Source organism: Aquabacter spiritensis, from assembly GCF_004346185.1.
GTDB classification, from domain to species: domain Bacteria; phylum Pseudomonadota; class Alphaproteobacteria; order Rhizobiales; family Xanthobacteraceae; genus Aquabacter; species Aquabacter spiritensis.
Map to the genome: position 1 here is coordinate 66,205 of NZ_SMAI01000001.1, position 18,942 is coordinate 85,146.

An 18,942-nucleotide genomic window follows, 5' to 3' on the forward strand; every position below is an offset into this window, starting at 1 on the left:
CTCCGCGTCACGCCACCTTGGCCGGTTGGATCTCCGCGAGAAGCCGCTCCGCCAAAGCACGTTTGGCGGAATCGTCCATCTTCTTGATCTCGTTCGCGAGCACCCGCTCGTTGATCGATTTGTTCCAGTAATCCAGCGCACCGAAGCCCAGCAGCGCGGCCTTGCCGACGAACTGGCGCAGCACCTCGTTCGTCGGACCCATCACCCAGCCGGCCTTGCCGTCGCGCAAATAGCGCTCGATCTGGAGCGCTGGCCGATAGCCCGTGCCGCCGCAGGCGTGGAGCATTTTGTCGGTGACATGGGCGACATTCTTTGCCGCGACAAACTTCACCTGCCAGAACCAGTGCAGGACAGAGGCGCGCGGCATGGCGTCGAGGTCGGCATGGCGCGACCAGTCGCAATTGCCGGTCACCTCATCCAGCGCCTTCGCCATCTGGAAGTCGAAGGCGCGGCACGCATTGGTGTCCATGATCGCCTCGCCGACATAGTCCTGGATGGTCGGATAGTCGGCAACCCGCATGCCGACGTCATTGTGCGTCTTGCGGGTCGTATGGCGCTTGGCGATGTCGATGACGGCAAGCGAAATGCCGTTCCAGCAGGCGGAAGAGCACAGGAGAAAGAACGGATCGACCACCTCGTCATTGGACTTCGCGCCATCGCCGACCGGGCCGACCAGCGCGTCCTTCGGCAGGAATGCGCCTTCGATCTGGATCGGCCCCGACTGGTTGCCGCGCAGACCGAGCCCATCCCACTCGGAAGGGTTCGCCTTCACCTCCTCCTTCATGACCAGGAAACAGGAGAGGTCGGAATAGTCGCCGGCGAAGCCCGGGCTGGTGGTCTGGACGATATACCAGTCGGCAAAACCGCCGGACGTCGTCCAGGACGCCTTCTTGGTCACCTTCCAGCCTTCGCCGTAAGCCTCGGCCTTGGACGAAATCGGGTACCAGAAGTGCGAGCCGGTCTCCGGATCGGAATAAGACAGCGTCCCGATCAACACTTCGGCGTCGAGCCGCTTGAGGATATCGGTGAGCCGGGCATTGTCATGGTGCCGCAGCAGGGCCGCCGCCACCGCGCCGAGATGCATCGTGTAGCACATGGCGGTGGAGGGGCAGCCGTAGCGCGCAATGGTCTCGACCACCATGGCGGCACATGTGTGGTTTTCGCCGAGCCCGCCGAGGTCCTTCGGGACGATCAGCGACAGCAGGCCGAGAGAGGCGAGAGCCTCGAAATTCCGCCGGGGATAGACATAATCGGCATCGCTCTCGACGGCGTTCGCGCGGAGCGTGCTCTCGCAGAGGGCCATGAGGCGGGACTGCAGATCCATCTGGCTCGGCGTCAGGAGCCATTGCGGGTCCCATTCGAACCCGAGCCCCCAGAACTCTTCCGTCCCCCACATTTTTACGTCGGACATGCGCTCTGCTCCGGCGGTCGATAACGCTGGCCCTGCCTGCTCACCGTTCTTCACAGTGAAAATTTTTGATGCCGCAGAAACTAATCTGCCATGGCCTCGAACACGCGCAAGCCCAAAATGCGGCCGGACCGCCCATTTCGTCGGCACGCCTCGGATTATAGCAACATCCCATTTATTCCTGTGAAGAAAAACAATTGACAATAATTTCCAGCAACCCACGATAGCGGGAGAAGACGACGGGAACGGGGGATGGGATGGCGGAGGTGCTGCGGCAATCGATCCTCAACGAGCGCCACAGAGCGCTCGGATCGAAACTCGAAGAATCCTGGAACGACATGTCGATTCCGCAGCATTACGCGACCGATCCCTATGCGGAGACGACGGCCGTGCGCACGCGCGCCGGGCTGATCGACGTCTCTGCGCTGAAGATCGTCGAAGTCACCGGTCCCGACGCGTTGGCCGTCCTGAACCAGCTCGTCACCAGCGACGTCGCAAAGATCGCACCCGGCCGCTCCCGGATCGCCTCCATCGTCGATCAAAACGGCGGGTTGATCGACGATATCCTGATCTATTGCGACGGGCCCGACGCCTACCGCCTCTCTCATGGCGGCGGCGCGACCGAGGAGGCACTCGCCGGATTGACCGCCGGCAAATCCGTGACCGTCGCCCGCGACGCGGATGTCCACATATTGTCGCTTCAGGGCCCCAAGGCGCTTGATCTCCTAGCCTTGGATACCCCGCTCGATGTGTCGGCCATCCCCTATTTCGGTCACGCACGCACGACGCTGTACGATCTCCCGGTCTCGATCGCCCGCGGCGGCTATTCCGCCGAACGCGGCTACGAAGTGTTCTGCGCCGCGAAAGACGCGATCTCGATTTGGGATCGGATCCTGGAGCGGGGTGCGCCGTTCGGCGTCATGCCGGTGTCGTGGGACTGTCTCGACATCGTCCGCGTGGAGGGCGCCCTGCTCTTCTTCCCGTTCGACATGCCCCACAAGGATACGACGCCCTGGGAAGTTTTGATGGACTGGACAGTCGACCTCTCCAAGCCGGACTTTGTCGGGAAGCAGGCCCTGATCGACCGGCGCGGAAGCGAGCGCACGCTCCAGGCGGGCCTGGAAGTGCTCCATCACGCGGCCGTCACTCCCGGCGCGAAAATCATGTCGGATGGTGCCCAAGTCGGCGTCGTGAATTCGACCGTGTTCAGCCAACATTTGATGAAATCGCTCGCCATGGTGTCGATCGCGCCACCTCTCACCGCATACGGCACCGAACTCAGCGTGGTGGACGGCGACCAGACCTTCGCCGCAACCGTCGTGCGCACGCCGTTCTATGATCCGATGCGGTTGCGCACCCATCCTCCGGACGAGCGCGGCTGAATCCGCACGGCCGCGGGCGCCAGGCATCGCACGCCCCATTTTCCCAACCTTAATCAAAGCTGCTAGAAACTGACGGAGAACGGGAATTCGAGGGCGTGAACGTGCGGGTGGGGACAAGCGGTGGCGAAAGGCCCGGATGTGCGCGAACCGAAGCGCATCGACGCGCACGGTCCCACAGGGGTGCCGGGCCGAAGGCTGAACGGAGGGCCGGGCTGTTTCTGGTGCTGGGTATATGTGCAACCGTCTTGGCCGGTTGCGCGTCGCGGCCAGGTCCGGACGTCCTGATCCCGAGCCGGGTCGAAGCACCGGGGGCGGTGCCGCGGACTATCCTCGTCGCCACCACCCGGACCCGCGACCCCCGCCCCGGCACGCTGTTCACCGGCGAGCGCTCGGACAAGCTCGATTTCGCCACCGTCACCCTCACGGTGCCGCCGACCCACAAGCCGGGCGCGATCGAATATCCCAAGCAGGCGCCGGGTAACCCGAACACAGAAATGGTCGTTCACGAAGCCGTCTATCGCGACACCGAAGCCGCGTTCCTTGACGATCTGAACGCCCAGCTTTCGCGCCTTCCCAAGGGGGAGCGACGCGTGTTCGTCTTTGTCCACGGCTACAACACGCAATTCTCGGAAGCACTGCTGCGCCTGACGCAAATGGCGCACGATGCCAATGCCACCGCCGTCCCCATTCTCTTCACCTGGGCGTCGCGCGGCAAAACAGAGGACTATGTCTACGACAACAACAGCGCCACGGCGGCCCGGGACAGCCTTGAGCGGACGCTCACGCTGGTCAATCAAAGCAAGGCCGATCAAGTGACCATCATGGCCCATTCCATGGGGAATTGGGTCACGGTGGAGGCCCTGCGCCAGATGAAGATCGCCGGCACGATGCTGCCGCCAAACCGCGTCGGAAACGTCATTCTGGCCGCACCGGACATCGACGTGGACGTGTTCAAGTCGCAATTGAAGCGGTTCGGCACGCCGCAGCGCCCATTCATCGTTATGGTGTCGCACGACGACAAGGCCCTCGGCATCTCGGATTTTCTCGCCGGCAACAAACAGCGCCTCGGGAATTATTCGAACGACAAGGACTTGGTTGCACTCGGCGCGATCGTCGTCGACCTCACCTCGATGAAGTCCGAAGGTGATGGACTGAACCATGGAAAGTTCGCGCAACTCGCCGGTCTTGGTCCGAAAATCCGCGACCAGGTCATGAATCAGGCCCAATCCGACGGGGGAAAGCTGCCCGGCACAGTCTCGGTCGGCGAGATCCAGATCACCGGCCTCTCCCGCGCCGTCGGTCCACCAGCCGAGTGAACCCGGCTATTCTACCGGCGCCCAGAGCACGTCCGCGACGCGGCGCGCGCCCGCCGCGAGCATGACCAGCCGGTCGAGGCCTAAGGCGCAGCCGCTTGCCGGAGGCATGGCTGCGAGCGCGTCGAGGAAGCCTTCGTCGATCGGATAGCGCTCGCCGTAGAGCCGCTCCTTCTCCGCCATCTCCACAGCAAAGCGGCGCCGCTGCTCCCCGGGATCCGTAAGCTCGCCGAATGCGTTCGCGAGTTCGAGGCCGCAGACATACAGTTCGAAGCGTTCCGCGAAGCGCGGGTCCGCCGGCTTGGGCCTGGCGAGCGCCGCCTCGCTGCTCGGGTAATCGCACAAAATGGTCGCCCGTCCGGCGCCAAGCCGCGGCTCGATCCGCTCCACCAGGACGCGGGAAAACACATCGGCCCACGTATCGTCCTGCGCCACGCGGATCCCGGCCGCGCGGGCGGCGGCCGCGAACGGCCCGACCTCTGGCTCGCAGCCCGCCGGCGCGACATAACGCGGGAGATCGATTCCGGCATAATCGGCAAACGCCGCGCAGAGGGTCAGCCGCGCGGGCGGCGCGAATGGATCGCAGGCGATGCCGCGATAAAGAAATGTCCGCGCGCCCCCCGCCTCCGCCGCGCACGCCAGAAGCCGCGCGCAATCCAGCATGAGGTCTTCATAGGAGGCATCGGCCCGGTACCATTCCAGCATGGTGAATTCGGGATGATGGACCTGGCCCCGCTCGCGATCTCGGAACACCCGCGCCAACTCGAAGATCCGGGGCTCTCCGGCGGCCAGAAGCTTCTTGGCTGCGAATTCCGGCGACGTGCGCAGATAATAGGGCGTGGCGGCACCGTCGGGCGCATGCCAACATGTTGCGAAGGCATGCAGATGCGCCTCGTTGCCGGGCGAGATCTGGAGCACCGGCGTCTCGACTTCCAGAAAGCCGTCGGCGGCAAAAAGGGCGCGTACCGCCGCCACGATCCGCCCGCGGGCGAGGAGAAAGGGGCGGCGGTCGCGATAGACCGCCGGCGCCCACCACGGGCTCGGTGCCGATACACGGGTCATCGAGGGATCTCCCGCGTGCGAAATGGGCCCCGGGACTGGCGAAATGCGCCAGGATGGTTATGGTGCGCGCCGACACATGGCGGTGCGGCGCCGCCCCTTTCTTGAGGAAGACACGACGTGGTCAAGGTAATCGCAAGCTCTCTGCGCAAAGGCAACGTGGTCGAAATCGACGACAAGCTCTACGTCATTCTCAGCGCCGAGAACATCCATCCCGGCAAGGGAACCCCCGTCACCCAGATGGACATGCGCCGCATTTCGGACGGGGTGAAGATTTCCGAGCGCTATCGCACCACCGAGCAGGTGGAGCGCGCGTATGTCGAAGACCGTCCGCACACCTATCTCTACCAGGACAGCGACGGCTACACCTTCATGAACCCGGAGACTTACGATCAGGTCGCTGTGCCGGACGACGTGCTCGGTGACCAGAAGGTCTACCTCCAGGAGGGCATGGAATGCATGATTTCCATGCATAATGGCGTGGCGATCGCGATCGAACTGCCGCAGCGCGTGACGCTCGAGATCGTCGACACCGAGCCGACGGTGAAGGGCCAGACCGCCTCCTCCTCCTACAAGCCGGCGATGCTCTCCAATGGCGTGCGGACCATGGTTCCCCCGCATGTCAGCGCCGGGACTCGGGTCGTAATCATGACCTCCGACGCCTCTTACGTCGAGCGCGCCAAGGATTGAGGACGGTCCACCGGGGTCGGGACGGGGCGCGTCTCCATCCCATTCGTTCACCCTCTGCGTTGTCCCTCCGGGAACAAACCGCATCATGAACGGTTGTTGACCCGGATGGGGTGGCGGGGCAAGGCGGTGATGGACCTTTCAGGAAAGCGAATTCTGATCGTCGAAGACGAGTGGCTCGTGGCCCTCGGGCTCGAAGACAATCTCAGATCCCTCGGCTGCGTGGTCATAGGCCCGGTGGCCAGCCTCGGTGAAGCGATGGACATAGCCGAGGCGACCGAGGCGGACGCGGCGATCTTGGACGTCAATCTGCGCGGCGAATACGTCTATCCCGCCGCCGAAATTCTGGCGGATCGCGGCATTCCCCTAATCTTCTGTAGCGGCTTCGTCGGCACGATGCCGCTGCCGGAGCGCTTTTCGGAATCCGCGCGTGTCCCCAAACCCTATACCAGCCGCGCGATTGCGCAGACGCTCGCGGCCACGCTTGCGGGCTCGCCCGAGATGGAGCCGGCGTTTCACCCGCCCTCGGGGCGCAACGACGCACACATTTGATGTCGGCTCCCCTCCGTGTGTGACGGTGTCGCGCGGCGTTTGGCCGGGCGGCAAGTTGACATAGCCACGGGACGCGCAACACCTAGAGCGCAGCTGAAAACTGGTCTAAAGTCGCGCCATCCGACACGCGCGGTCACGAAGGGAGGGGCGTCATGCCCGGACCCGGCCGCCGGAGGGAGGCGCAATGGATTTCGATCCGGTGCTGCTGGCGCGCATACAGTTCGCGTTCACGGTCTCGTTCCACATCATCTTTCCAAGCTTCACGATCGGGCTTTCCGCTTTCATCGCGACCTTGGAGCTTCTTTGGCTCAAGACCGGGCGCGAGGTCTACCACCGCCTCGCACGGTACTGGACCAAGATCTTTGCCGTGAGCTTCGCCATGGGCGTCGTCTCCGGTATCGTCTTGTCCTACCAATTCGGCACCAATTGGTCCCGCTTCTCGGAAGTCGTGGGCAGCGTGATCGGCCCGCTGATCGGCTTCGAGGTGCTCACCGCTTTCTTTCTGGAGGCGACGTTTCTCGGCATCATGCTGTTCGGCTGGAACCGCGTGCCGACCTGGCTGCACGTCCTGTCATGCGTGATGGTCGCGGCTGGCACGGCCATGTCGGCCTTCTGGATCCTCTCTGCCAACAGCTGGATGCAGACACCGACCGGCTATGAGATGCGCGACGGGCTCGCTTACCCGCTCGACTGGCTGGAGATCATCTTCAATCCCAGCTTCCCCATCCGCCTCGCCCATATGCTGCTCGCCGCTTATCTCACCACGTCGCTCGTGGTGCTTGCGGTGGGCGCGCGTTATTTGCTCGCGGATCGGTTCCACGAGGAGTCGCGGGTGATGCTGCGCATGGCGATCGGCATGCTCGCCATCTTCGCGCCGATCCAGGCCTATGTGGGCGATACGTCCGGCTTGGTCGCTGCGGAGCACCAGCCGGCCAAGATCGCGGCAATCGAGGCCCATTGGGACGGCACCAAGCCCGGCGCCCTGGTTCTGTTCGCATGGCCGGATGCGGCGCAGGAACGCAACCTTTTCGAAATTTCGATCCCGCACGCCTCCTCGCTGCTCATCACCCATTCCTGGGACGGCCTTTTCCCCGGGCTGAAGCAATTCGCACCCGAGGACCGCCCGCCGCTCATCGGCCCGTTTTTCGGCTTCCGCATCATGGTGGGGATCGGCGTCATCATGATCCTCATGGGCTGGACCGGCGCCTATCTGCTGTTCAAACGACGGCTCGAGGGGACGCGCTGGTACCTGTTCGCAGCTTCGCTCTGCTGGCCCCTCGGCTTCATCGCGGTGCTGGCCGGCTGGATCGTCACCGAGCAGGGACGCCAGCCTTGGGTCGCCTACAATATTCTGCGCACCGCCGACGCGATCTCGCCGGTGAGCGGCGAGGCGGTGGCGTTCACCCTGGCCCTCTTCGTCATCGTCTACGGCATCGTCTTCTCGATGGGCATCTATTACATCAACCGCCTGATCGTGAAGGGTCCCGGCGGCTCCGCCATCGACCCGCCCAGCCGGGAACGTCCGACTCGTCCCATCGCGGCCGCCCATGGGGCAGGCCGCGATGCCATCGCTCAGGGGGAATGAGGAGGACGCGCCGTGGAATGGTATCTTCCGGTCATCTGGTCGCTGATCATCGCCGTCGCGGTCATCATGTATGTCGTCATGGACGGGTTCGATCTCGGCATCGGCATTCTCTTCCCCTTCGCCAAGGAGGAGCGTGAGCGCGACCAGATGATGAATACGGTCGCGCCGTTCTGGGACGGCAACGAAACCTGGCTCGTCCTCGGCGGCGGCGGCCTCTGGGTCGCCTTTCCCCGCGCTTATGGCGTGATCATGCCGGCCCTGTACCTGCCGATCATCATCATGCTGCTCGCTCTGGTCTTCCGAGGCGTCGCATTCGAATTCCGCTGGGTCGCCGCCGGGAGCCGGAGATGGTGGAACGTCGCATTCGCCGGCGGCTCCACGGTCGCCGCCTTCGCGCAAGGGGTGGTGCTGGGCGGACTTGTCCAGGGCATCGATGTGCAGAACGGTGCCTTTGCCGGCGGATCGTTCGATTGGGCGACGCCCTTCAGCTTCATGTGCGGCATCGGCGTGGTGATCGGCTATGCGCTGCTGGGCAGCACATGGCTGATCATGAAGACCGACGGCTCCGTGGCGGCCCGGGCGCGTCGCACGGCGACGCTGCTCTTGCCGGTCGTGATCGTATTCATGGGCATCGTCAGCCTGTGGACGCCAATCGCGATCGACCGGATCGCGCAGCGCTGGTTCACCGTGCCCAACATCTTCTATCTCGCGCCGGTGCCGATCATTACCGCCGCCATCGCCTATTATGTCTGGCGGGGGCTGAAGGGAACGGCGGAGGTGTCGCCCTTCCTCGGCTGCATCGCGCTGTTCGTGCTGGGCTTCATCGGGCTCGGTATCTCCACCTTCCCCTATCTGGTGCCGCCTCACCTGACGGTCTGGCAGACCGCCGCGGCGGCGCCGAGCCAGATCCTGATGCTGTTCGGCGTGATTTTCCTCCTGCCCGTCGTGCTCGGCTACATCGTCTTCGTCTACTGGATCTTCCGCGGAAAGGTGCGCGAAGGCGAAGGCTATCACTGAAGGCCGTTTCCCCGTCGGCGTCACGCCGCAGGGAGCCCGCCCGCCTCCTCGATAAAGGCCGCAACGACGTCCACGCCGACGCCGTTGCGGATCGCGGCGAACACATAAGGCCGGCCCGCCCGCATGCGCTGCGTGTCCGCCTCCATGATCGAAAGATCGGCCCCCACCATCGGGGCGAGATCCGTCTTGTTGACCACCAAAAGGTCCGAGCGGGTGATCCCCGGTCCGCCCTTGCGCGGGATCTTCTCGCCGCCCGCGACATCGATCACATAGATCGTCAGATCGGCCAGTTCCGGCGAGAAGGTCGCGGCGAGATTGTCGCCGCCGGATTCGATCAGCACAATGTCGAGCTTGGGAAACTTGGCCTGCATGTCGGCGACGGCGCGCAGATTGATCGAGGCGTCCTCCCGGATTGCCGTGTGCGGACAGCCGCCGGTCTCGACGCCGAGGATCCGCTCCGGCTCCAGCGCGCCCGCGACGGTGAGGAGGCGCGCATCCTCTTTGGTATAGATGTCGTTGGTTATGGCGCAAATGTCGTAACGGCTGCGGAACCGCTTGCAGAGCGCTTCCATGAGCGCCGTCTTGCCTGAGCCGACCGGCCCGCCGATGCCGACCCGGAGGGGTCCATTCTTGGATGCGCTCATGAGCGGAACAGCCTCGTATATTGGGTTTCGTGCCGGAACGAGCCGAGATCGGCGCGAAAGGTCGCCGTCCCCAGATCATCTAAGGTGAGATCGGGAATCGTCTGTGCCAGCCTACGCACGTCGGGAGCGAGGGCGGCAACGATCCGCGTTCCGCCGGTCTGGCCAACCGGCGCGAGACGAATGCCGGCAGAGACGAGCATCTGCACGAGCGCGAGCAGGAAAGCCTCGATCACGACGGGCTTCGGCAGGCGGTGAGCGGCCGCGGCGAGCCCGAGCGCGACGGGATAGGCGACCTCCCCTGTCAGCGCCGGCGCACGCGCCGACAGATCGGCGCAGGGCCAGGCCGCCAAGACGGCATCCAGGAAGCTGCGGCCCTGCTGGCAGGTCTCCAATCGTAATTCCGCCGAGGGGGCGAGGGCGACGGCCAGCGCGTTGACCTCGCCGAGCATGGCCGCGTCCCCCGCCGCGTCATAAGCATGCGACAAGAGAATGGCGTCGCTGCGGGCGAAACCGTGCATCAGAAGATCGGAAAGCCAAGAGAGGAGGCTGTCCTCCCGCACGACATCACCCGTCTCAACCGCCCATTCCAAAGCGTGGGAATAGGCATAGCCGCCGACGGGAAAGCTGGGGGACAGCCAGGCGAAGAGCGGCAGGAGGCTCGGTGCGGTTTCCGGGTCCGCGCGGTGCACAGCCGGCGCAGACAATCCATCCTCGCCGTCATGGAGCGAACCGGCCGGCATGGCGGGCGCGTGGCCCTCCGGATCACCGTCCAGCCGCGGCGAAGCAGGATCCGGCGTCCCGCGCCCGACGGAGAAGCTCGAAAGCGGGGGCGCCGCGTCCTCGACCGCACCTGACCCGTGCGTGACGGCATCAGCCATGCGGATGAGGCCTGGGGTCGCAGCCGCACCCCTCGCCATGGTCATGGTCATGACCCTGCGGGTGCGCCTCAGCGTGCGCGTGGGCGTGAGACTCGGCCTCCGAATGGGCGTGCCCATGATGTCCGTGCCCGGACTGCGCCTGGCCGTGGGCGTGCCCGCAGCCGGGTCCGTGCACATGAGCGTCCGAGTCATGGTCATGGCCGTGGGCATGGGCGTGGCCATGGCCGTGGGCGTGCCCATGATGATCATGATGCCCATGCGCGCCATGCGCCTCGGCCGCCTCATAGGCCCCCTTCTCGGGGCGGAATGGCCGCTCCACAGAGGTCGCACTGGCGCCGAGGCCGCGCACCATCTCCAGCAGCACATGGTCCTCGGCGAAATAGATCGCCTCCTCGGTGATCTCCGCCGGCACATGCCGGTTGCCGAGGTGCCACGCCGCCTTCAGGAGCCGCAGCGGGCTCGTGGTCTTCACCTCGACGAGCCGTTCCGGCGCCGCCTCGACGCGCACCAGCCGGCCGTCCTCCAGCTTCAGGGCGTCGCCATGGTCCAGCACCGTGGCCTTCTCGAGGTCCAGCAAGAATTGGGTGCCCTTCTCGCCGGTCATGACGATGCGACGGCGGTGGCGCGCCTGGTGGTCGAGGGTGACGATATCCGTCACCCGCTCCGCCTTGACGGCGGCGCGGCGGACGATGGCGGTGGCGCGAATCATAGGAAACCTCAGGCTTGATCGATCAGGCTCGGCCCGTGCGGCGGAAAGCCATCCGCCGCGTCTGACTGATCGTGACGGGGAGCCCTTGGGAAACAGCGTGAAATCCAGGCCTCTCCCCTCGGCGGCCCGGAGGAGCGTGCCTGTCGTCGGGCAGCATAGCTCAGAACAAGAAATAGCGCTGCGCCATCGGCAGCACCTCGGCGGGCTCGCAAACCAGCAGCTCGCCGTCGGCGCGCACGTCGTAAGTCTCCGAATCCACCTCGATATGCGGCGTGGCATCGTTCAGGATCATGCTCTTCTTGGAAATGCCGCCGCGCACATTCTCCACCGCAACCAGCGCCTTGGCGGTCTGGAGCCGGGCCGCGAGCCCATCCTCCACCGCGGCTTTGGAAACGAAGGTCATCGAGGTCGCCGAGCGCGCCCGGCCGAAAGCGCCGAACTGATAGCGATAATGCACCGGCTGGGGCGTCGGGATGGAGGCGTTGGGGTCGCCCATCTGCGCCATGGCGATGGCGCCGCCCTTGATGACGAGGTCCGGCTTCACGCCGAAGAAAGCGGGGGTCCAGAGGACCAGATCCGCCAGCTTGCCGGCTTCCACCGAACCGATGTGCTTCGACATGCCGTGGGCGATGGCAGGGTTGATGGTGTATTTCGCGATATAGCGACGGGCCCGCAGATTGTCGTTGTCGCCCTCACCGGGGAGCCCGCCACGCTGGCGCTTCATCTTGTCCGCGGTCTGCCAGGTGCGGATGATCACCTCGCCCACCCGCCCCATCGCCTGGCTGTCCGAGCTCATCATGGAGAGCGCGCCGAGATCGTGCAGGATGTCCTCGGCCGCGATCGTCTCCTTGCGGATGCGGCTTTCGGCGAAGGCGAGATCCTCGGCGATCGAGGGGTCGAGATGATGGCACACCATGAGCATGTCGAGATGCTCGTCGATGGTGTTGCGGGTGTAAGGCCGGGTCGGGTTCGTGGAGGAGGGAAGGACATTGGCGAGCCCGGCCACTTTGATGATGTCCGGCGCGTGACCACCGCCCGCCCCTTCCGTGTGGAAAGCATGGATCGTACGGCCCTTGAAGGCGGCGATCGTATCCTCGACAAAGCCGCTCTCGTTCAGCGTGTCGGTATGGATCATCACCTGAACGTCGAAGGCGTCGGCCACCGAAAGGCAGCAATCGATGGCGGCCGGAGTCGTTCCCCAATCCTCGTGAAGCTTCAGCGCGCACGCGCCCGCCCGCACCATCTCCTCGAGCGCCGCTGGCCGCGAGGCATTGCCCTTACCTGCAAAAGCGAGATTCATCGGAAAGGCGTCCGCCGCCTCGATCATGCGGGCGATGTGCCAGGGCCCGGGCGTGCAGGTGGTGGCGAAGGTGCCGGTGGCCGGGCCGGTCCCCCCGCCGAGCATTGTGGTGATGCCGGAGGACAGCGCCTCCTCGATCTGCTGGGGGCAGATGAAATGGATATGGCTGTCGAAGCCGCCGGCCGTGAGGATCTTGCCCTCCCCCGCAATCACCTCGGTACCGGGGCCGATGATGATGTCGACGCCCGGCTGCACATCCGGGTTGCCCGCCTTGCCAAGCCTGACGATGCGCCCTCCGGCGAGCCCCACGTCGCACTTCACGACGCCCCAGTGGTCCAGCACGACCGCATTGGTGATGACGGTGTCGACGGCCCCGGCGGCGTTCGTCACCTGGCTTTGGCCCATGCCGTCGCGGATCACCTTGCCGCCGCCGAACTTCACCTCCTCGCCGTAAATGGTGAAATCCTTCTCCACCTCGATCACGAGCGAGGTATCTGCGAGGCGGATCTTGTCGCCCGCAGTGGGCCCGAACATGTGGGCATAAGTGGATCGAGGAAGGTGAGCGGGCGCGGACATCGATGTGATCCTCAGCGAAGGAGGGTGTAATGGCCTGGGCCGGTGGCGGCCTTGCCGAGGGTGAACGTCGCGCCGCACCCCGCGGCGGCCATCTCGGCGATCAGAAAGTCCGAAGTCACAAGGTCCCCATCACCTCGCCCCGGAAGCCGTAGACCTCGCGTTTGCCGCCCAGCGGCACCAAGCCAACCTCTCTGGTTGCCCCGGGCTCGAAGCGCACGGCGGTGCCGGCGGCGATATCCAGACGCATCCCGCGCGCCTTCTCGCGCTCGAAGGCGAGCGCCGGATTCGTCTCGAAGAAATGATAGTGGCTGCCGACTTGGATCGGCCGGTCTCCGGTATTCGCAACCGTGACGAGCACCCGTTCTGCGCCTTCATTTAAGACGATGTCGCCCGCTTTGGTGATCACCTCGCCCGGCACGTCGTCGGAGGCGGCGCCGCGGATCGGATGGTGGACGGTGACGAGCTTCGTCCCGTCCGGAAAGGTCGCTTCCACCTGGATGTCGTGGATCATCTCGGAAATGCCCGCCATCACCTGATCGGTTGTCAGGACATGGGCGCCAGCCTCCATCAATTCGGCGACGGTCCGCCCGTCGCGTGCGCCTTCCACCACGAAATCGGTGATGAGGGCGATCGCCTCCGGATGGTTGAGTTTCACCCCGCGCGCAAGGCGCTTGCGGGCAACTTCGGCGGCCATGGCGACGAGCAGCTTGTCTTTTTCCCGCGGCGTGAGCAGCACGGCTTCCTCCTCAAGAACCCCAGACACGGGGCAGCGGGGTGCCCCGGAACCTTATGAGAAACGAGCCTGCGTCCCGCCGCAACGTCTCGATGTCCTGGGCGAGCCAGCGAACCGCCAAAAGGCCGTTCCAGGCGCTCGCCCCGCATTCGCTGCGTGCGTCGTTCAGCAAAGCGCGCGCCTCCTCGAGCCGCGCCTCGGCATCGGGTGCCACATAGAGGCAGGTGGCGAGCGCGCCCCGCCCTGCGGCAACCGTCGGCCGCGCCAGCAGCGCTGCGACTGACCCCGACAGGCGGAAGGCGTCGGCGAACACGAGGTCCCCGTCCCGCCGGATCCGCCAGTGATCGCTGAGATGCCCCGATACCATGGCCTCGCCCCGCGCGGCGCGGCCGAACATCACCGCCTCGAAGGACAGAAAGCGTGCAGCGGACGACAGGTCGACCGCGTATCGCCGCGTGAGGCGGGCTTGGTCGAACAGAATGGTCTCCTGCGGCAACCAATGCAGGTTGCCGCCCGCGCCGACCGTAAGGCGCACCGTCACCTCGGCCATCGCGCCATCGGAGCGGTAGACCTTCTCGGCGGCGGGAGTCGCGATCGTCAGGGATGCCCCCTCCCCCGCCTCAGCGGCGATCGAGAAGACATCTCCGCACGCCACACCGCCTGCCGTATTGACCAGAACCGCCTCGAGCCCGCTCCCCTCGACCCGCGGCAGCCGGGCGCGCAAGGCCCCGCTTTCCGAGAGCCCCACGAGATGGGTCCGGCCGCGCGCCGCCGCAACGCTCAACCGGATCCGGCCCTCGCTGCGCTGGCGCTGGCCCCTCTCAGATCGCCATGAGGCGGCGGACATCATCCCCATCGAGCCCGCTCCGGTCGCCCTGCGCCGCCACCTCGCCGCGCTCCATCAGAATGAAGCGGTCGGCGAGCTCCTTGGCGAACTCGAAATATTGTTCGACCAGGATGATCGCCATATCTCCCTTGTCGCGCAAATAGGCAATGGCGCGGCCGATATCCTTGATGATGGAGGGCTGGATGCCCTCGGTCGGCTCGTCGAGCACGAGCAGCTTCGGCCGCGTGACGAGCGCCCGGCCGATCGCGAGCTGCTGCTGCTGTCCGCCGGAAAGATCCCCGCCCCGCCGGCCCATCATGGATTTCAGCACCGGGAAGAGCTCGAAAATCTCGTCCGGAACGAATTTGTCCTTCCGGGCAAGCCGGGCATAGCCGGTCTCCAGATTCTCCTTCACGGTGAGGAGCGGAAAGACCTCCCGGCCCTGCGGCACGAAGCCGATCCCGAGCGCCGCGCGCTCCGGCGTCGGCAGGCGCGTTATGTCGCGGCCGTCGAACGTGATGCTGCCGCCGGCAATCGGCCTCTGGCCGACAATCGCCCGCAGCAGCGACGTCTTGCCGACGCCGTTGCGGCCCAGCACGCACGTCACCTGCCCCGGCATCGCCTCCACCGAGACCTTCCGGAGCGTGTGGGCAGCGCCATAATAGAGATCGAGATTCTCGACCTTCAGCATCCCTCACCTCCCGAGATAAACTTCGATGACGCGCTCGTTCGCGCTGACATGGTCGAGCGATCCTTCGGCGAGCACCGAGCCCTCGTGCAGCACCGTCACCTTGACGTCGAGGTCCCGCACGAACTGCATATCGTGCTCCACGACGACGACCGACTGGGTCTTGGCGATGTCCCGGAGCAAGTCGGCCGTGTCGGCGGTCTCCTGATCGGTCATGCCGGCGGCCGGCTCGTCGACCAGGAGCAGGCGGGGCTCCTGTGCCAGCAACATGCCGATCTCCAGCCATTGTTTCTGGCCGTGGGACAGTTCGGCCGCCTTGCGCAAGCGGTGATCCTTGAGGCGGATGCGCTCCAGCAGCGCGTCGATCCGTTCCTTTTCATGGGGAGTGCGGCGCCAATAGATGTTCGAGAAGGCCCGCCGATCCTCCTTCAGAGCCAGCAGCAGATTGTCCTCCACGGTGTGCATGTCGAACACCGTCGGGGTCTGGAACTTGCGGCCGATCCCGAGCTGGGCGATCGCGGCCTCGTCCATCTTGGTGAGGTCGTGCACGCCGGCGAACACCGCCTCGCCCTTGGTGGGGCGGGTCTTGCCGGTGATGACGTCCATCATGGTCGTCTTGCCGGCGCCGTTCGGGCCGATGATCGCCCGCATCTCGGCCTCTTCGATCGTCAGCGACAAAGCGTTGAGCGCCCGAAAGCCGTCGAACACGACCGAGACATTGTCCAGATAAAGCAGAGATTGCGTCAGGGCCTGGGATTGGGAGTCCATGATCCTCACTCCGCGGGCTTGGCGGCGGGCATCGCCGGCGGGGCCGGCGCGGTGGTCTTGCGCCGGCCTTCGGTGAGGCTGGCCCAGAGGCCGAGCACGCCGCGCGGCAGGAACAGGGTGACGAGGACGAAGAGGGCACCGAGCGCGAACAGCCAGGCCTCCGGTAGCATGCCGGTGAACCAGGTCTTGCCGGCATTGACGATGAGCGCCCCCAGGGCGGCCCCCACCAGCGTGCCGCGCCCGCCGACCGCCACCCAGATCACCATTTCGATCGAGTTCGCAGGGGCGAATTCGCCGGGATTGATGATGCCGACTTGCGGCACGTAAAGCGCACCGGCGAGGCCGGCGAGCATCGCGGAAACCACCCAGCAGAGCAGTTTGTAATTCTCAACCCGATAGCCGAGGAACCGCGTGCGGCTCTCGGCATCGCGCACCGCCACCAGGACCTTGCCGTATTTGGAGGTCACGAGCGCCCGGCAGACGAGATATCCGCCCGCCAGGGCGAGCGCCGAGGCGGCGAACAGCGCGGTGCGCGTGCCGTCGGCGGAAATCGAAAAGCCCAGAATGTCCTTGAAATCGGTCAGGCCGTTATTCCCGCCGAAACCCATGTCGTTGCGGAAGAACGCCAGCATCAGGGCGAACGTCATCGCCTGGGTGATGATCGAGAGATAGACCCCGGTCACCCGCGAGCGGAAAGCGAACCAGCCGAAGAGGAAGGCGAGCGCGCCCGGCACCAGGAACACCATGAGAAGCGCGAAGGGGAAAACGTCGAATCCCCACCAGAACCAGGGCAGTTCCTTGTAGTTCAAGAACACCATGAAATCCGGCAGGACCGGATTGCCATAGACGCCGCGCGGACCGATCTGACGCATCAGATACATGCCCATCGCATAGCCGCCGAGGGCGAAGAAGGCGCCGTGGCCGAGCGAGAGCACCCCGCAATAGCCCCAGACCAGGTCCACGGCCACCGCCAGAAGGGCGTAGCAGACATATTTGCCGAGCAGCGGAACGAGATAGTCCGATACGTGCAGCGGGTTGGTCTCGGCCAAGCCGAGATTGGAGGCCGGGACCAGCACGGCGGCGCCGAGCACGATGGCGAGGAAGACCGCCCCTTTGCGGTCGATGATGCCGAGCCCCCTCATGCTTCCACCGCCCGGCCCTTGAGCGCGAACAGGCCGCGCGGGCGCTTCTGAATGAACAGGATGATGAGGACCAGGATCAGGATCTTGCCCAAGACCGCCCCCGCGAAAGGCTCCAGAAGCTTGTTCGCGACGCCGAGGCCGAAGGCCGCCACCAGCGTCCCCCAGAGATTGCCGACCCCGCCGAACACCACGACCATGAAGCTGTCGATGATGTAGCCCTGGCCAAGGTTCGGGCTGACATTGTCGATCTGAGAGAGCGCGACGCCAGCGATCCCGGCAATGCCCGACCCGAGACCGAACGTGAGTGCGTCGATCCGGCCGGTGCGAATGCCCATGGCGCCGGCCATGCGCCGGTTCTGCGTCACCGCCCGAACATAGAGGCCGAGCGCCGTGCGCTTCAGAACCAGGAGAAGCGCGAAGAAGACCAGCAGCGAGAAGACGATGATCCACAGCCGGTTATAGGTGATCGACATCTGCCCGATGTCGAAGGCGCCGGACATCCAGGACGGAGCACCGACTTCCTTGTTGGTCGGACCAAACACCGAGCGCACCGCCTGCTGGAGGATCAGCGAAATGCCCCAGGTGGCGAGCAGCGTTTCGAGCGGGCGCCCGTACAGGAAGCGGATCACCGTTCGCTCGATGATGATTCCGACGATCGCCGTGAAAAGGAAGGCGAGCGGCAAGGCGATCGCGAGCGACCAGCCGAACAGGAAGGGCGCACTGGTGCGGATGATTTCCTGCACGACATAGGTGGTGTAGGCCCCCAGCATCACCATCTCGCCATGCGCCATGTTGATGACGCCCATCACCCCGAATGTGATGGCGAGGCCGATGGCGGCCAGAAGGAGCACCGAGCCGAGCGAGAGGCCGTACCAGACATTCTGCGCGACCGCCCACATGGCAAGGCTGCGGTTGATGGCTTCGATCCCGTCGGCGGCGGCTGCCTTGACCGCATCCGGAGAGTTCGGCGGCAGGCTGGAGAGGATGGCGAGGGCGTCCTGATCGCCGCGCGCGGCGATCAGGCGTGCGGCCGAGACCCGCTCCGGCTCGGACACGCTTTGGCTCGCCACGATGATCGCGGCGCGGGCCTGCTCAAGCGCGGTCTTGACCTTGGGATCGCCCTCCTTGGCCAGCGCGGCGTCGAGAATGGGAAGGGCGGAGACATCGCGCGATTTGAAGACCGCTGCGGCAGCGGCAAGCCGCTTCTGATTGTCCGGGCTCAAGAGCGCAAGCGCGCCGGCTGCGGCATCGATGGCGCGCCGCACGCGATTGTTCACCCGCACCGGGCGCAGCCCGGCCGGCGGCGCGCCGACCGCGGCGCCGGTCGCAGCATCGGTCACAGCGCCGTCCGGCATGCGGAGGAAAACGGCCTTGGATTGAGGATCGAACAAAAGCCGCCCATCGCGGATCGCTTCGACGATGTCCGCAGCCCGTGTGTTCGTGGACACTGCGAGCCGACCCAGGGCGGCATCGGTGTCGCCATAGCTGTCGGTCCCGAGCAGCGCGAGAGCCGGCGCGAGGTCGGCTCCCGCCAATGGAGCCGATGCGGGCTGAGCCGAGGCCGCGCCGATGGCGGCCGGCTGGACGCCGGAGAGAAACGTCAGCGCAGCCAGGAGAAAAACGTATCCGAGAAGTCGGCGGGCTGATCGCGCCGTGCGTGCGCAATCCTTTGGTT

Annotated in this window: 18 protein-coding genes; 6 read left to right on the forward strand and 12 right to left on the reverse strand. The window is 65.4% G+C overall.

Annotation, left to right across the window (positions count from 1 at the left end):
- Positions 1-7: 7 nt before the first annotated feature.
- A complete protein-coding gene (locus tag EDC64_RS00305) occupies positions 8-1,411 on the reverse strand; it encodes an acyl-CoA dehydrogenase family protein (RefSeq protein ID WP_132028367.1) in 1,404 nt (467 codons plus the stop codon).
- Between the two features lie 254 nt (positions 1,412-1,665).
- Here EDC64_RS00305 and EDC64_RS00310 point away from each other — a divergent pair, with 254 nt between their 5' ends.
- A complete protein-coding gene (locus tag EDC64_RS00310; RefSeq protein ID WP_132028370.1) occupies positions 1,666-2,790 on the forward strand; it encodes an aminomethyl transferase family protein in 1,125 nt (374 codons plus the stop codon).
- Positions 2,791-2,885: 95 nt separating this feature from the next.
- The gene (locus EDC64_RS00315; protein ID WP_245504470.1) at positions 2,886-4,106 is read left to right on the forward strand and encodes an alpha/beta hydrolase; all 1,221 of its coding nucleotides are present in this window, start codon (positions 2,886-2,888) and stop codon (positions 4,104-4,106) included.
- A gap of 6 nt (positions 4,107-4,112) precedes the next feature.
- On the opposite strand, the gene epmA is transcribed toward EDC64_RS00315, so the two are convergent.
- The gene (gene epmA / locus EDC64_RS00320; protein ID WP_132028373.1) at positions 4,113-5,165 is read right to left on the reverse strand and encodes an EF-P lysine aminoacylase EpmA; all 1,053 of its coding nucleotides are present in this window, start codon (positions 5,163-5,165) and stop codon (positions 4,113-4,115) included.
- Positions 5,166-5,282: 117 nt separating this feature from the next.
- On the opposite strand from epmA, the gene efp reads away from it, so the two are divergent.
- From efp to cydB, 4 genes are all read left to right on the forward strand, one after another.
- Complete coding sequence (efp, locus tag EDC64_RS00325; protein WP_132028376.1) at positions 5,283-5,852, forward strand: elongation factor P; 570 nt, start codon at positions 5,283-5,285, stop codon at positions 5,850-5,852.
- A 129-nt stretch (positions 5,853-5,981) separates the two neighbouring features.
- On the forward strand, positions 5,982-6,401 hold the full coding sequence (locus tag EDC64_RS00330) for a response regulator (protein ID WP_165933589.1): 420 nt from the start codon (positions 5,982-5,984) through the stop codon (positions 6,399-6,401).
- Positions 6,402-6,585: 184 nt separating this feature from the next.
- On the forward strand, positions 6,586-7,986 hold the full coding sequence (locus EDC64_RS00335) for a cytochrome ubiquinol oxidase subunit I (protein ID WP_132028382.1): 1,401 nt from the start codon (positions 6,586-6,588) through the stop codon (positions 7,984-7,986).
- Positions 7,987-7,998: 12 nt separating this feature from the next.
- Positions 7,999-9,003, forward strand: a complete 1,005-nt coding sequence (cydB, locus tag EDC64_RS00340; protein WP_132028385.1) for a cytochrome d ubiquinol oxidase subunit II — start codon at positions 7,999-8,001, stop codon at positions 9,001-9,003.
- A 20-nt stretch (positions 9,004-9,023) separates the two neighbouring features.
- Here cydB and ureG read toward each other — a convergent pair whose 3' ends face one another.
- From ureG to urtB, 10 genes are all read right to left on the reverse strand, one after another.
- Entirely contained in the window at positions 9,024-9,647 is a 624-nt protein-coding gene (ureG, locus tag EDC64_RS00345; RefSeq protein ID WP_132028388.1) for an urease accessory protein UreG, read from the reverse strand.
- On the reverse strand, positions 9,644-10,525 hold the full coding sequence (locus tag EDC64_RS00350) for an urease accessory protein UreF (RefSeq protein ID WP_338023375.1): 882 nt from the start codon (positions 10,523-10,525) through the stop codon (positions 9,644-9,646). Before EDC64_RS00350 ends, ureG begins: the two co-directional genes overlap by 4 nt.
- Positions 10,518-11,234 carry an urease accessory protein UreE gene (locus EDC64_RS00355; RefSeq protein ID WP_132028391.1) on the reverse strand — a complete coding sequence of 239 codons (717 nt, stop codon included), beginning with the start codon at positions 11,232-11,234 and terminating at the stop codon, positions 10,518-10,520. The genes EDC64_RS00350 and EDC64_RS00355 overlap by 8 nt, the downstream gene beginning before the upstream one ends.
- A 160-nt stretch (positions 11,235-11,394) precedes the next feature.
- Positions 11,395-13,110, reverse strand: coding sequence for an urease subunit alpha (gene ureC / locus EDC64_RS00360; protein ID WP_132028394.1), 1,716 nt, complete (start codon positions 13,108-13,110; stop codon positions 11,395-11,397).
- A gap of 115 nt (positions 13,111-13,225) precedes the next feature.
- Positions 13,226-13,846 carry an urease subunit gamma gene (locus EDC64_RS00365; RefSeq protein ID WP_132028397.1) on the reverse strand — a complete coding sequence of 207 codons (621 nt, stop codon included), beginning with the start codon at positions 13,844-13,846 and terminating at the stop codon, positions 13,226-13,228.
- Positions 13,847-13,856: 10 nt separating this feature from the next.
- On the reverse strand, positions 13,857-14,627 hold the full coding sequence (locus EDC64_RS00370) for an urease accessory protein UreD (protein WP_338023376.1): 771 nt from the start codon (positions 14,625-14,627) through the stop codon (positions 13,857-13,859).
- Between the two features lie 37 nt (positions 14,628-14,664).
- Positions 14,665-15,360: an urea ABC transporter ATP-binding subunit UrtE gene (gene urtE, locus EDC64_RS00375; RefSeq protein WP_132028403.1), complete on the reverse strand. Its 696-nt coding sequence runs from the start codon at positions 15,358-15,360 to the stop codon at positions 14,665-14,667.
- A gap of 3 nt (positions 15,361-15,363) precedes the next feature.
- Positions 15,364-16,125 (reverse strand): urea ABC transporter ATP-binding protein UrtD, encoded by a 762-nt coding sequence (gene urtD, locus EDC64_RS00380; protein ID WP_132028406.1) that lies wholly within the window; start codon positions 16,123-16,125, stop codon positions 15,364-15,366.
- A gap of 5 nt (positions 16,126-16,130) precedes the next feature.
- Positions 16,131-17,267: an urea ABC transporter permease subunit UrtC gene (gene urtC, locus EDC64_RS00385; RefSeq protein ID WP_132028409.1), complete on the reverse strand. Its 1,137-nt coding sequence runs from the start codon at positions 17,265-17,267 to the stop codon at positions 16,131-16,133.
- Entirely contained in the window at positions 17,264-18,871 is a 1,608-nt protein-coding gene (gene urtB / locus EDC64_RS00390; RefSeq protein ID WP_420808940.1) for an urea ABC transporter permease subunit UrtB, read from the reverse strand. Before urtB ends, urtC begins: the two co-directional genes overlap by 4 nt.
- Between the last annotated feature and the right edge of the window lie 71 nt (positions 18,872-18,942).